Below are 12,415 nucleotides of genomic sequence, written 5' to 3' on the forward strand. Positions count from 1 at the left end.
ATCGCGCCTGCCGCCATGCCGCGCGGACAAGCCGGATCAACACCAACACACGAATACAAAAATCTCGGAGACACTCTAGTGAAGAGACGCCACACTCTCGCCGCGTTCGGCCTGACATGCGCCGCCACCTCTTGCGCGTATGCGCAGGGCTCGGTGACGCTCTATGGCATCACCGATGTCGGCGTGGAAGTCGCCAATCACGTGCCCGGCCCCAATGGCACGTCCGGCACGGCAGTACGCATGGAGTCCGGCAGCCTTGCCGGTTCGCGCTGGGGCTTGCGCGGCACGGAGGACCTCGGCGGCGGCCTGAAGGCCATATTCGTGCTGGAGAACGGCTACTCGATCAACAACGGAACGCTCGGGCAGGGCGGCCGTCTGTTCGGCCGCAAGGCGTATGTCGGGCTGAGCACGCCGTATGGCGACGTGACGCTCGGCCGGCAATACAACCTGCTGTATGACCTGATGTACGTGTACGACGCACTTCAGTTCAATCCGAGTTATTCGGCCCAAGGCTACGATGCAACGCTCGTGGGTCGCGCTGACAATGCGGTCCGGTATACGGCGCGGTTCTCGGGCGTGACGTTTGCGGCACTGTATAGCACCGGGTTCGACTCGACGATCCCCAACGGCGCGCAGGTGCCCGGTCATTCGAAGGTCGGGCGCGAATACAGTTTCGCGCTGCAGTACGCAAACGGCTCCGCCAACGTCGGCGTTGCCTATGATCAGATGCAAGGCACGTCGATCGCCACGCAGGATGTCACGCAGATGCGCGTAGTGGGCGGTGCGACTTATACGTTCGGACCGGTGCGGGCGTATGTCGGCACGCGCTGGCTCAACATCCGTAACAGCGCGACGCTGGAAGGCTCGCTGTTGTACTGGCTGGGCGCCTCGTGGCAAGCCAGCTCGCCGCTGATCTTTTCGCTCGGCGGGTATCAGGAGCGCATTCATGGCACGGGACAAAAGGCCACCAGCGGCGTGCTGCTGGCGGACTACTTTCTATCCAAGCGCACGGATCTCTACGCCGAAGTATCGTACGTCACCAACTCGAACGGGCTGAACGTCGGGGTGCGCGCCACGGGCGACGTGACGGCGGGCGGAAACCAGACGGGTGCCATGGTCGGCATCAAACATACCTTCTGACAGTGGAGAACATCATGGCCCAACACAAAGTGTCGATGCCTGCGGGGCGCATCGACGTTCGCCAGGAACTGGAGGATGCGCCGCTTGGCGGCTTTCACATCCGGCTCGGCGTCCTGATCGCGATGATCCTGCTGTTCGACGGTTACGACCTGTACAACTCGGCGTATATCGTCCACTACGTGGCAGGTCCGTGGGGACTGTCGCCGACGCGCATCGGCATTATGCTGTCGAGCGGGCTGGCAGGGTTCGCCGCGGGCTCGGCCGTCAGCGGGCTGCTGGGCGACCGCTTCGGGCGCCGCAGCATTCTGCTGCTAGGCTGCTGGGGCTCCGGCGTGATGAGTCTGGCGATCGCGCTGTTCGCGCACAGCCTCGCGTCTTACATCGCGTTGCGCGTGACGATGGGACTGGCGCTCGGGCTGCTGATGCCGCTCGCGATCACCTACATCAACGAGATCGCGCCGAAGCGTTCGTCTAATGTTTTCACGAGCCTGTTCTTCTCGCTTGGCTGGGTGAGCGGCTCGTCGTCGGCAGGATTGATCGCGGCGTGGCTCACGCCGCATTACGGCTGGCAGAGTCTTTATTACGTAGGCGGCGTCGCGCTCGTGTTCGCGCTTGCGATTCAACTGTGGTTGCCCGAATCGCCGCGCTTTCTCGCCAGCCGCGGACGTTGGGAAGAGGTCAAGCCGTTGCTGCACCGCTTGCGTCCGGACCGCGCTGCAGCCTACGACGCGGGCCAGTTCGCCACGGGCGGCGCGATCTCGCACAGAAGTCCGCTCGGCCTGCTGCTGTCGCGCGATTACCGGCTGCGCACGCTGAGTTTCTGGGCCGCCGGCGCGTTGAGCCTGTTTTCGGCCTACGGCCTGTCGGGCTGGCTGCCAACCATCATGCTCAAGCGCGGCGAGAACCTGTCGTCGAGCTTCGCGTATGGCTCGTTGTTCGCGGGCATGGCCGTGGCGGGCGGCCTGATTTCGGGGTTTATCGCTGACCGCGTCGGCGATCGCCGACGCGTGATTTCGGCGTCGTACCTGCTCGGCGCAGCGATGGTCGCCTTGCTCGCCTGGGCGACCGACCGCACCACGACGCTGATTGCCGTCGCTGGCGCGGGTGCTTTCGTCGTCGGCTCGCAGATCGTGCTCAACAACCTGGTTGCAGCCACTTACCCGACTGAAATGCGCGGCACGGGCGTCGGCGTGTTCCTGGGGCTGTCGCGTATCGGCGCGATGTTCGGACCGGCCGTGGCGGGTGTTTTGCAGCAGTGGTCGGGCGGACCGGGCATCATGTTCGCAGCGATCGGCGCGGCGGTACTGACGACAGCGATGCTGGTGCTGACCGTTGGTCCATCGCAGCCGCATGTGGTCGTAACTAACGCACACTGAATTTCCGTTTCAAAGAGAACCATTATGTCGAGATTAACGCTCAGCCTCGCTGTCAGCGACTATGACCATGTGCGCGACCTGGTAAGCGGCCGCGTGCAGCCCGAAGGCATCGAACTGGTGCCGTCGGTGCTCAACGTCGAAGAGATCTTTTATCGCACGACGCATTTCCAGGAGTGGGACATTTCGGAAATGTCGTTTGGCAAGTATTCGTCGCTGCGCTCGCAGGGCGATGACCGGCTGGTCGGATTGCCCGTGTTTCCATCGCGCTCGTTCCGCCAGTCTTCGCTCTATGTGCGCCGCGATGGCCGCGTCCAGCGTCCCGAGGATTTGCGCGGCAAACGCATCGGCATTCCGGAGTGGGCGCAAACGGCCGCGATCTACTCGCGTGGCTGGATTGCGCATTCGCTCGGCATTCCGCTTTCCGAAATCGAGTGGGTGCAGGGCGGCGTGAATCAGGCGGGCCGCAAGGAGAAGGTGAACGTGCGCGTGCCCGAGGGCGTGTCGTATCGGTCGGAGCCCGGGCGCTCGCTGACGTCGCTGCTGCTCGACGGCGAGATCGACGCCGTGCTGAGCGCGCGTCCGCCCGAGCCGGGCCAGGAACGCGCGGATGAGATCGTGCGGCTCTTCTCGCGCTTTGCCGACACGGAACGCGAATACTACGAGGCCACGCGCATCTTTCCGATCATGCACCTGATCGTGTTGCGCCGTGAGACGTTTGAAAAGCATCGGTGGATCGCGGGCAATCTATTGAAGGCGTTTGAAGAGGCCAAGCGCAATAGCCTTTACCGGCTGAGCGATATCACGTGCTCGCACTTCCCGCTGCCATGGATGCCGACGCGTGTTGCCGAAGCGCAGGCGTTGTTCGGCGCGGACATCTGGCCGTACGGACTAGAGCCGAATCGCACGACGCTTGAGGCTTTCCTGAAGTTCGGCTATGAACAGGGCGTGTGCCATCGGCTGCTCAAGCCGGAAGAACTGTTTCCGGCCGAAACCCTCAGTGCGGTGCGCGTGTGAGCCGGAACCGCCGATGATCACGCTTCAGAAAACAGGCAGTTTCTTCGTCGGCGGACGGCGCGTGAACGTCAGGGGCGAAGCGCCGTATCGCGTCACGCTGTCGTCGACGTCGACGCGTGACTACGATCCGAACGGCACGTACTGGATCGAAGCGGCCTACGTGCAGTACTTTCTGCAAGCCTCGCCGCGATATGCGGTGCCGCTCGTGCTGATGCATGGCGGCGGGCTGACGGGCGCGATGTGGGAAGACACGCCGGACGGCAGGTCCGGCTGGCTGCAGCGGCTGCTCGAAGCGGGCGTGTCGGTGTATGTGGTGGACAACGTCGAACGCGGACGTGCCGGCTTCTGCGCGCTCGACGGTGTCTGGCCCGACCGTCCGTTATCGCGCAGCGACGAAGAGTCCGCAAAGATCTATCGCTTTGGTTACGCGGGCCACCGCTTTCCGCTCGACGCGATGCAAGGCCTGTCGGCGCAAACCGTGCCGCGCTGGCCGGGCACGCGTGCGCTGCAAAGGCAGGCGTTGATCGATGTGGTGCGGCGTATCGGGCCGTGTGCCTTGCTTGGTTTCAGCCAGGGCGGCGGTCTGGTTTTCGATGCAGCCGAAGCGGCGCGCGATCTCGTGCGCGCCTGCGTCGCACTCGAACCGCACGGCGCCCCTGCTTCGTTCGATGCCGGTTTGCCGGGCACGCCCGCACTCGTCGTGTTTGGCGACTTCATCGAAGAGGACCAAGCGTGGCGTGCGCATGCGGCTCGCGCGAGTGCGTCGATCGAGGCGTGGAATGCGGCGGGCGGAGAGGGCGTGCGTGTCGATCTGCCTGCCCTCGGCATGCGCGGCAACACGCACATGATGATGATGGATGAGAACAGCGACGACGTTTTGCGTGTCGTGCTCGACTGGCTGGATCGCTGCGAAACAGCACGCAGCGGCCTATGAGAAGAACGCGAACGGCAAAATCGCCGCGATATACACCACGATTCCGAACGTCGCGAAGCCCAGACTGATTGCCAGCAAAGCGCACACGCTGGCGGCGAGTGCCAGTCCGAAGCACCAGCGGTGCTGAACCTGAAGGCTCGCGAGCGTGCTTTCGTTGCGGGCTGGTTTCGCGCCAGTCTGCGTTACATCGTGGGATTCCCGAAATCTCAACCGCAGCATGCGGCACCTCGTTGCCTTAATCGGGCCTTCACGCCGCGAACCGAACGAGGTGCGCGCCTGGCAATGCGATCTGATGCGTCCATGCGGCCAGCGTGCGCGCGACAACGGGCGCCTTGCTGAGAATCGCGCTGTCGTACACCTTGCCCGCGAAACGCACCGCGTCGACGATGCGAAAGCCCTGCCCGCGATAGAAGGCAACGAGATGCGCAGCCGGATACGGCGTATCGAGCGCCAACTCCGCATAACCGCGCGTCGCGGCCCAATGCTCGGCAAACGCTAGCATGGATTTTCCGATGCCGCGGTTCTGCCACGAAGGATCGATGGCCAGCTGGCGAATCGACGCCACGTCTTGCCGGTGATAATGCTCGCAGAGCGAGTCGCTGTCGCTTGCATAAAGCGTCATGGTACCGATGATCTTTCCACCGCTGACCATCACGAAGCATTCGCCGCTTCGAGCACGTTTCATCGTGACGGCCACATCCTGATCCACACACGTGCAGTTCAACCCCATCATGCCGAGCCGCGCAAATGCGCGATGCAGCATTGTCGTGAGTTGCCCGTACGAGTCGCGCAATGGATCGAAGCGGCGCAGCACCACGCTGCCAGTGCTTCTCTCGCTATAAGCGAGGGGTGAATGATTTTCGATTGTCGCGCGTCGTTTCGACATGGTGTCTCTCTCCGGGCTTGCTGACTTGTGTGAAGTCTAGAATCGGCCATGAGGGGCCACAAGAAAAAATGTCGTAAAAATCGCGAGGTTCTCTTTTGCATCCGGCAGCGAGCCTGCACTCCAAGTGAAAAAGATGTACCGTCGCATATGACAACGTTATGGTCATTTACGCCATGCGCATTACCGTGCTCGCACTCGATGGACTGTTCGATACAGGGCTTGCCGTTACGCTCGACGCGCTCGGCTCCGCGAACAAGCTCGCTTCACGCATGACGGGCGGAACGCCGAAATTCAACGTGACCGTGGTAGGCGTGCGCAAGCGCGTGCGCTCGGGGCAAGGCTTCACGATTCCCGTGCAGCCGATCACACCAGACCTGAAACCGGACTGGGTCATCGTTCCCGCGCTCGGCAAGACCACGCCGGAAGAACTGCTTCCCGCGCTGGAACGGGCGGACGTTAAACAGGCCACTGCGCAATTGCTGGCGTGGCGTGCCGAGGGCGCCTTGATTGCCGCTTCGTGCATCGGCACGTTTTTGCTCGCCGAAGCGGGGCTGCTCGATCATCGGGAAGCGACGTCGACCTGGTCGCTCGCGCCGCTCTTCAGGCAACGCTATCCGAAGGTTTCGCTCGACGAATCGCGCATGCTCGTCGCGACCGATATCGGCGTGACGGCGGGCGCGGCAATGGGACACCTCGATCTCACGCTCTGGTTAATCCGTAAGGCGAGTCCAGAGCTGGCGACCCTCGTGTCGCGTTATCTGCTCGCCGATATCCGCTCATTGCAGGCGCCATACATCATTCCCAATCATCTGGCGATGGCGGACCCGTTGATGCAGCGTTTCGAACGATGGGCGCGGGATCATCTGAAAGAGGGCTTCTCGCTGCAAGACGCAGCGGGCGCACTGGCGACGAGCGCGCGCACGCTGCAGCGCCGCTGCCAGGAAGTGCTGGGGAAATCGCCGCTCGCGTACTTTCAGGACTTGCGCGTCGAACGCGCGCAATCGCTGCTTCATGGCAGCGGCCTCGATATCGAGGCGATCGCCGCTGAAGTGGGTTATGTCGACGGTGCGACGTTGAGAACGCTGCTGCGCCAGCGCTTGGGAAGGGGCGTGCGTGAATTGCGCGCGGACTTGCGGTAATAGCGACGTGTGCGGCGTTGTATAAAAATGCAAGAGGAAGGTCTTGAAGCTTCCTCTTGCATCGCACGCTACCTAGTCATAGAGCACCGCCGCGATCTTCGGATCATTTATGTTCGTCTTGTCGTACCAGTAAAAGCCAGTATCGACTTTCTTCGGCAGCTTCTCGCCCTTGAGCGCTTTCACGGCTGAATCGATCACGCATTTTCCGATGCCCACCGGGTTTTGTGTAATCGCACCCGCCATCAGGCCGGACATGATGTCTTCTTTCTGTTCCTTGCCTGAGTCGTACCCGATCAGCACCAGCTTCTTGCCCGATTCCTTCACGCCGATGGCCGCGCCTTCCGCTGAGCCTTCGTTGGCGCCGAAAATGCCCTTGATGTTCGGATTGGCCTGAATCATCGCCTTGGCTATCTCCGCCGACTTCAGGTGATCGCCGCCGCCGTATTGCACCGACACGATCTTGATGTTCGGATGCTTCGACTTCATTTCGTTCAGGAAGCCGTCGCGCCGGTCGATGCCCGTGCGGCTCGTCTGGTCGTGCACAATGACGCCGACTTCGCCCGAGTTGCCGATCATCCCGGCCATCTTGTCCGCGGCGAGCGCAGCGGCGGCGAGGTTATCCGTCGCGCAGGTCGTCAGCGGAATATCGCTGTCGACGCCCGAGTCGAATGCGATGACGGGAATCTTGCCGGACTGCGCGCGCTTGAGCAGCGGAATGGCAGCCTTGCTGTCGAGCGCGGCAATGCCGAGTGCCTGTGGTTTCTTCGCGAGCGCTGCCGACAACATGTCGATCTGTTTATCGACCATGGCCTCCGTTTCCGGGCCTTCGAACGTGATGCGCACGTTGTGTTCCTTCGCGGATTGCTCGGCGCCCGATTTCACGGCCTGCCAGAACTGATGCTGAAAGCCCTTGGAAATGAGCGGAATGTAGGGCTCGTCCGCATACGCCAGACTGCTTGCACCAACGAGTGCGCCGACACCGATCGCGATACCGAGTACTTTTCTTTTCAACATGGGGTTTCTCCTCCTAAGGTGGGCTATCGACCTCCAGCCGTTGAGAGAGCCTTTCGGTACTCTCCTTTCTTTGATTTCTATTGTCGTGTGCAGGCTCAGCGCTTTCGGCGTCGCAAGATGTCGGCATACACGGCGAGAATGATGATGAGACCTGTCACCACGATCTGCCATTCCTGCGCAACCGACATGATGCGCAAGCCGTTGGTCAGCACGCTCATGATGAATGCGCCGATGATGGTGCCGAGTATCGTGCCCGATCCGCCGCTCAACGACGTGCCGCCAATCACCACAGCCGCAATCGCTTCCAGTTCGTAGCCCTGGCCGAGGGCCGGTTGTGCCGAATTCAGACGCGACGCGATCAGCAATCCGGCGATGCCGCAAATCGCGCCGCCCAGGCCGTAGATTGCTATCTTCCATCTGTCGACGTTCACGCCCGACAGACGCACGGCTTCTTCATTGCTGCCGAGTGCGAACGTATAGCGGCCAAGTGCGGTGCGGTTGAGCGTGACCGAACTCACGATGGCGAGCACGAACAGAATGAGGACGGCATTCGGCACGGGCACGCTGGGCAGGAAATACGCGATCAGAGAATCCTGCGAGATCATGTAGAAGTTCTCCGTGTCGGTGAAATAGATCGGCTTATCGACCGACACGACGAGCGAAAGTCCTTTCAGCAGCAACATCATGCCCAGCGTGGCAATGAACGGCGGTATTTTCATTTTTGCCGTCAACGTGCCCGAAATCGTGCCGCACACTGCGCCCGTCGCGATGGCGGCGAGCACGCCCATCCACATCGGCAAATGCCAGTAGGTGAGAAACACGCCGCAAATGACAGCCGTGAATGTCATCAGCGTGCCGACGGACAGATCGATGCCGCCCGTGATAATGACGAAAGTACTCGCAATGGCCAGCACACCATTGACGGCCGTCGCCTGCAGAATGCCGAGGATGTTGTCCATCTGCATGAACGCGGGCGACGCGAAACTGAAAAAGATCAGCAGCAGTATCAGGCTTGTGAACGCGAGCAGCTTTTGCAAGGCGGTTGGCGAGAAGAGCCGGGCTCTGAAGCCCGATAGTCTTCTTTCGTTGGATAGTGCCGCGGTATCCGGTTGCGATGTCATCGATCTCGACCTCTAGAGGCTCAAGCGGTTTTCAAGGATTCGCGCTGCGTCGCGAGATGCATGATGCTTTCCTGCGTGGCCTCGCTGGCAGAAAGCTCGCCGGTGATACGGCCTTCGCACATCACGACGATGCGGTCGCTCATGCGCAGAATTTCCGGCAATTCAGACGAGATCATCACGATCGCCTTGCCTTGCGCCGCGAGCGAGCGCAACAGCTTGTAGATCTCGCTCTTTGCGCCGACATCGATGCCGCGCGTCGGTTCGTCGAAGAACAATACGTCGCAGTCGCGCTCCAGCCATTTCGCAATGACGATCTTCTGCTGGTTGCCGCCCGACAGCAGCCTGACAGGCTGTGTCGGGGAAGGCGTGCGGATCGCGAGCAGATTGATGAAATGCGAAGCGCGCTTGCGGATCTGCGCGCGGCGGAGAAACACACGCAGCGACAGGAACTTGCCGAGATCCGACATCACGATGTTCGATTCGACATCCATGCCCGTCGCGAGGCCGAAGCGTTTGCGGTCTTCCGAGAGATAGCCGATGCTGTGCGCGACGGCATTGCAGGGTCGCTTGATGAGCGCCTTCACGCCTTTTACGAAGATTTCGCCTGACTCGATCGGGTCGGCGCCGAATACCGCACGCGCGACTTCCGTGCGGCCGGCGCCCATCAGGCCTGCAAAGCCCAATATCTCGCCTTTGCGCAGCGTGAAGCTCACGTCCTTGACGAGTGGGCCGGCGTTCAGGTGCTTCACTTCGAGCGCGATGTCGCCCGTGCATTCCGTGCCTTGATACGGCGTGACGTCGGCGAGCGTGCGGCCCACCATCATGCCGATGATCGCGGGCACGGTCGTGTCCGCCGTCGCGACGGTGGCCACGTATTCGCCGTCGCGCATCACGGTGACCCGGTCGGAAATCTGCTTGAGCTCATCCATCTTGTGCGAGATGTAGATGATGCCGACACCGCGTTCCTTCAGCTGACGGATGATGCGGAAAAGCTCGGCAATCTCGGCGTCGTTGAGCGCCGAGGTCGGCTCGTCCATGATGAGCACGCGCGAGTCGAACGACAGCGCCTTCGCGATCTCGACCATTTGCTGGCTCGCGACCGTGAGCGAATCGACGACGGTACGCGGATCGAGATTCACATGCATGCGCGAGAGGATGTCGCGAGCTTGCGCGTTGAGTTTGTCTTCATCGAGAAACAGGCCGAGGCGTCCGCGCGGCTCGCGGCCGATGAACATGTTCTGCGCGACGGTCAGATGGTTCATCAGCTGAAGTTCCTGATGAATGATGCCAATGCCTGCCGCCTGCGCCTCGCGCGGGCTGGTGAAATCGACGGGCTTGCCGTCGTAGAGCATTTCTCCGGAATCGCGCGTGTACACGCCCGCAAGGATTTTCATCAGCGTGGACTTGCCTGCGCCGTTCTCGCCCATCAACGCATGCACTTCGCCTGCCATGAGTTCGAACTGCACTTCGTGCAGCGCCCTCACGCCCGGAAAGCTCTTGTTGAGCTTGCTGACGGAAATGATTGGAGTCATGGCGCGGCAGTCATGCAAAGAGAAGCCAGAGACATTGCCTTGTCCTCAAGGTGCGAAAAGATCGGGCCTTTCTTTCGCGGACCGGTGCAATTCGGCGACCACTTCGTCGAGATGATCGTGCATTGCTTTTGCAGCCGTATCGGCGTTTCCCACCCGGATAGCCGCGAATATGCGCTCGTGCTCGTCGAGCGTATGCACGAGCCGCTCCGGACTTGCCAACAGTTGTCTTGCGCGATCCAGTGCGTTGCGCGACACAGCGACGATTTCCTTCACACGCGGCAGATTCACCGCGTCGAGCATGATTTCGTGAAAAGCCAGATCGAGTACATGAAACGACAAACGCTCTCCGTTGCCGGCAACGTCGCGCTGCTGATCGAGATTGACGGCGAGCGCGTCGATGGTCGCACTGTCACGCATCAGCGCGACGGCGCGCACGGTTTCTACTTCCAGCGCGCTGCGTATGAACAGGTGCTGGCGTATGTCGTGAAGCGCGATGGGTTTGACGCGCGTGCCGCGCTGCGGCAGAACTTCGACGAGGCCCGCATGCTCGAGCCGCGCCAATGCAGCGGAAACCGGAAAGCGCGATACGCCCATGCGCTCGCACACAGCCAGCTTGTCGATCATCATTCCGGGTTCCAGCACCAATGTCACGATCGCTTCTCTCAGCGCCTGTTCCACCGCGTCGGTCAGGCTGCCGCGCTCGCCGCCTTTGACCTTTTGCAGTGCGACATACGGATTACTGGCGGCATTCGCTACATCTGACGAAGAGCTCACGGCACGCTTGATTTCCAGAAGACATGCTAGCATGCTAGGAAGTGGATTGAGCGTTGTCAACGCGTGCAAACGCCTGGTAGGACTTATCAGGGTGTACCCGGATCTCCCGTTTTTGACGAACGCACCAGGCGGTTCCTCTTCGCTAGCAGGTCAATGCCCGTAGCCATCCCTGGAGGGTGCTCAGATGACCACGATCACGAGGCTGTCCGTTCGCGACATTCGTTTTCCCACTTCCCGTTCTCTCGACGGCTCCGACGCAATGAATGCCGCGCCGGACTATTCCGCCACTTACGTCACGCTCGAAACCGATTCGCCGCAAAAGCTCACAGGGCACGGATTGACCTTTACGATCGGGCGCGGCAATGAAATCTGCGTGACAGCGGTGAATGCCTTGACGCCGCTTATCGTAGGCAAGAAGCTCGAAGATATCGTGGCGAATATGGGTGCATTCTGGCGCGCCTTTACTTCAGATAGTCAATTGCGCTGGATCGGTCCCGATAAGGGCGCGATTCATCTGGCCACGGCCGCTATCGTCAATGCCGTGTGGGACCTGTGGGCAAAGTCGGTTGGCAAGCCCGTCTGGAAGCTGCTCGTCGATATGAGCCCGGAAGAACTCGTGCGCTGTCTCGACTTTCGTTACGTCACGGATGCGATCACGCCGTACGAAGCGCTGGCGCTGCTGAATCGCCACGCCGGGACGAAAGGCGAACGCGAAAAGGAAATGCTCGCCCGAGGCTATCCGGCGTATACGACATCGGCGGGCTGGCTTGGTTACGACGACGACAAGATCCGCCGGCTCGCGCGCGAAGGTGTTGCGCAAGGGTGGACCCATTTCAAGCAGAAGGTAGGCGGGAATCTCGAAGAGGATGTGCGGCGCGCCCGCATTCTGCGTGAAGAGATCGGCGAGAACCTGAAGTTGATGATGGATGCGAATCAGGTGTGGGACGTCGATGAAGCCGTCGCGAACATGCGACGCCTCGCGGAATTCGATCCGTGGTGGATCGAAGAGCCGACAAGTCCCGACGATGTGCTCGGTCACGCTGCCATTCGTCAGCGGCTGGGATCGATCGGTGTGGCGACGGGTGAACACTGCCAGAACCGCGTGATGTTCAAGCAGTTGCTGCAGGCTCAGGCAATCGATTTCTGCCAGGTCGATAGCTGCCGTTTGGGCGGACTGAACGAAGTACTCGTCGTGCTACTGATGGCGGCAAAGTTCGGCGTGCCCGTATGTCCGCATGCGGGTGGCGTCGGATTGTGCGAGTACGTGCAGCACATTTCGCTATTCGACTATATCTGCGTGTCGGCGTCGCTGGAAAACCGCGTGCTCGAATATGTCGATCATCTGCACGAGCATTTCGTCGATCCCGTCGTCATTCGCAATGGCCACTATATGCCTCCGCAAAAGCCGGGATACAGCATCGAAATGAAGGCGCCGTCTCTCGACACCTATGTTTACCCTGATGGCGAGGCATGGCAGCCTTGAGC

At 61.1% G+C, this 12,415-nt stretch carries 12 protein-coding genes; 6 read left to right on the forward strand and 6 right to left on the reverse strand.

All coding sequences use genetic code 11. The annotated features are described in order from the left end of the window. Positions 1–78: 78 nt before the first annotated feature. The 4 genes from KFO72_RS27825 to KFO72_RS27840 are packed head-to-tail and all read left to right on the forward strand — an operon-like array spanning position 79 to position 4,464. Positions 79–1,140 carry a porin gene (locus KFO72_RS27825; RefSeq protein WP_176053588.1) on the forward strand — a complete coding sequence of 354 codons (1,062 nt, stop codon included), beginning with the start codon at positions 79–81 and terminating at the stop codon, positions 1,138–1,140. 14 nt (positions 1,141–1,154) lie between these two features. Further along, positions 1,155–2,516, forward strand: a complete 1,362-nt coding sequence (locus tag KFO72_RS27830; RefSeq protein ID WP_054931087.1) for an MFS transporter — start codon at positions 1,155–1,157, stop codon at positions 2,514–2,516. 24 nt (positions 2,517–2,540) lie between these two features. Beyond that, positions 2,541–3,530, forward strand: a complete 990-nt coding sequence (locus tag KFO72_RS27835) for a 4,5-dihydroxyphthalate decarboxylase (protein ID WP_225033471.1) — start codon at positions 2,541–2,543, stop codon at positions 3,528–3,530. A gap of 13 nt (positions 3,531–3,543) precedes the next feature. Next, a complete protein-coding gene (locus tag KFO72_RS27840) occupies positions 3,544–4,464 on the forward strand; it encodes an alpha/beta fold hydrolase (RefSeq protein WP_225033472.1) in 921 nt (306 codons plus the stop codon). On the opposite strand, the gene KFO72_RS27845 is transcribed toward KFO72_RS27840, so the two are convergent. Beyond that, on the reverse strand, positions 4,459–4,683 hold the full coding sequence (locus KFO72_RS27845) for a hypothetical protein (protein ID WP_062918604.1): 225 nt from the start codon (positions 4,681–4,683) through the stop codon (positions 4,459–4,461). The genes KFO72_RS27840 and KFO72_RS27845 overlap by 6 nt on opposite strands. Before the next feature lie 28 nt (positions 4,684–4,711). Beyond that, positions 4,712–5,350, reverse strand: a complete 639-nt coding sequence (locus KFO72_RS27850; RefSeq protein WP_225033473.1) for a GNAT family N-acetyltransferase — start codon at positions 5,348–5,350, stop codon at positions 4,712–4,714. 173 nt (positions 5,351–5,523) lie between these two features. Between KFO72_RS27850 and KFO72_RS27855 the strand changes: the two genes are divergently transcribed. Next, positions 5,524–6,489 carry a GlxA family transcriptional regulator gene (locus tag KFO72_RS27855; RefSeq protein WP_225033485.1) on the forward strand — a complete coding sequence of 322 codons (966 nt, stop codon included), beginning with the start codon at positions 5,524–5,526 and terminating at the stop codon, positions 6,487–6,489. Between the two features lie 72 nt (positions 6,490–6,561). Here the strand turns inward: KFO72_RS27855 and KFO72_RS27860 are convergent, their stop codons facing one another. The 4 genes from KFO72_RS27860 to KFO72_RS27875 all read right to left on the reverse strand — a co-directional run bounded on the left by KFO72_RS27860 (position 6,562) and on the right by KFO72_RS27875 (position 10,963). After that, complete coding sequence (locus KFO72_RS27860) at positions 6,562–7,503, reverse strand: ABC transporter substrate-binding protein (RefSeq protein ID WP_062918601.1); 942 nt, start codon at positions 7,501–7,503, stop codon at positions 6,562–6,564. A 95-nt stretch (positions 7,504–7,598) separates the two neighbouring features. Continuing rightward, positions 7,599–8,624 carry an ABC transporter permease gene (locus KFO72_RS27865; RefSeq protein WP_054931066.1) on the reverse strand — a complete coding sequence of 342 codons (1,026 nt, stop codon included), beginning with the start codon at positions 8,622–8,624 and terminating at the stop codon, positions 7,599–7,601. 20 nt (positions 8,625–8,644) lie between these two features. Then, positions 8,645–10,156: a sugar ABC transporter ATP-binding protein gene (locus tag KFO72_RS27870; RefSeq protein ID WP_225033474.1), complete on the reverse strand. Its 1,512-nt coding sequence runs from the start codon at positions 10,154–10,156 to the stop codon at positions 8,645–8,647. A 45-nt stretch (positions 10,157–10,201) separates the two neighbouring features. Further along, positions 10,202–10,963 carry a GntR family transcriptional regulator gene (locus KFO72_RS27875; RefSeq protein WP_054931064.1) on the reverse strand — a complete coding sequence of 254 codons (762 nt, stop codon included), beginning with the start codon at positions 10,961–10,963 and terminating at the stop codon, positions 10,202–10,204. A gap of 151 nt (positions 10,964–11,114) precedes the next feature. On the opposite strand from KFO72_RS27875, the gene KFO72_RS27880 reads away from it, so the two are divergent. After that, complete coding sequence (locus tag KFO72_RS27880; protein ID WP_062918600.1) at positions 11,115–12,413, forward strand: L-fuconate dehydratase; 1,299 nt, start codon at positions 11,115–11,117, stop codon at positions 12,411–12,413. Positions 12,414–12,415: the final 2 nt, after the last annotated feature.

This window comes from Paraburkholderia sp. XV, assembly GCF_020177535.1.
In the GTDB taxonomy this organism is placed as follows: Bacteria; Pseudomonadota; Gammaproteobacteria; order Burkholderiales; family Burkholderiaceae; genus Paraburkholderia; species Paraburkholderia caribensis.

What these genes read in the sequence shown, in the direction of transcription:
- KFO72_RS27830 (WP_054931087.1), top strand. Translation starts at nt 1,155, where the DNA reads ATGGCCCAACACAAAGTGTCGATGCCTGCGGGGCGCATCGACGTTCGC.
- KFO72_RS27835 (WP_225033471.1), top strand. Translation starts at nt 2,541, where the DNA reads ATGTCGAGATTAACGCTCAGCCTCGCTGTCAGCGACTATGACCATGTG.
- KFO72_RS27840 (WP_225033472.1), top strand. Translation starts at nt 3,544, where the DNA reads ATGATCACGCTTCAGAAAACAGGCAGTTTCTTCGTCGGCGGACGGCGC.
- KFO72_RS27845 (WP_062918604.1), bottom strand. Translation starts at nt 4,683, where the DNA reads ATGCTGCGGTTGAGATTTCGGGAATCCCACGATGTAACGCAGACTGGC.
- KFO72_RS27850 (WP_225033473.1), bottom strand. Translation starts at nt 5,350, where the DNA reads ATGTCGAAACGACGCGCGACAATCGAAAATCATTCACCCCTCGCTTAT.
- KFO72_RS27855 (WP_225033485.1), top strand. Translation starts at nt 5,524, where the DNA reads ATGCGCATTACCGTGCTCGCACTCGATGGACTGTTCGATACAGGGCTT.
- KFO72_RS27860 (WP_062918601.1), bottom strand. Translation starts at nt 7,503, where the DNA reads ATGTTGAAAAGAAAAGTACTCGGTATCGCGATCGGTGTCGGCGCACTC.
- KFO72_RS27865 (WP_054931066.1), bottom strand. Translation starts at nt 8,624, where the DNA reads ATGACATCGCAACCGGATACCGCGGCACTATCCAACGAAAGAAGACTA.
- KFO72_RS27870 (WP_225033474.1), bottom strand. Translation starts at nt 10,156, where the DNA reads ATGACTCCAATCATTTCCGTCAGCAAGCTCAACAAGAGCTTTCCGGGC.
- KFO72_RS27875 (WP_054931064.1), bottom strand. Translation starts at nt 10,963, where the DNA reads ATGCTAGCATGTCTTCTGGAAATCAAGCGTGCCGTGAGCTCTTCGTCA.
- KFO72_RS27880 (WP_062918600.1), top strand. Translation starts at nt 11,115, where the DNA reads ATGACCACGATCACGAGGCTGTCCGTTCGCGACATTCGTTTTCCCACT.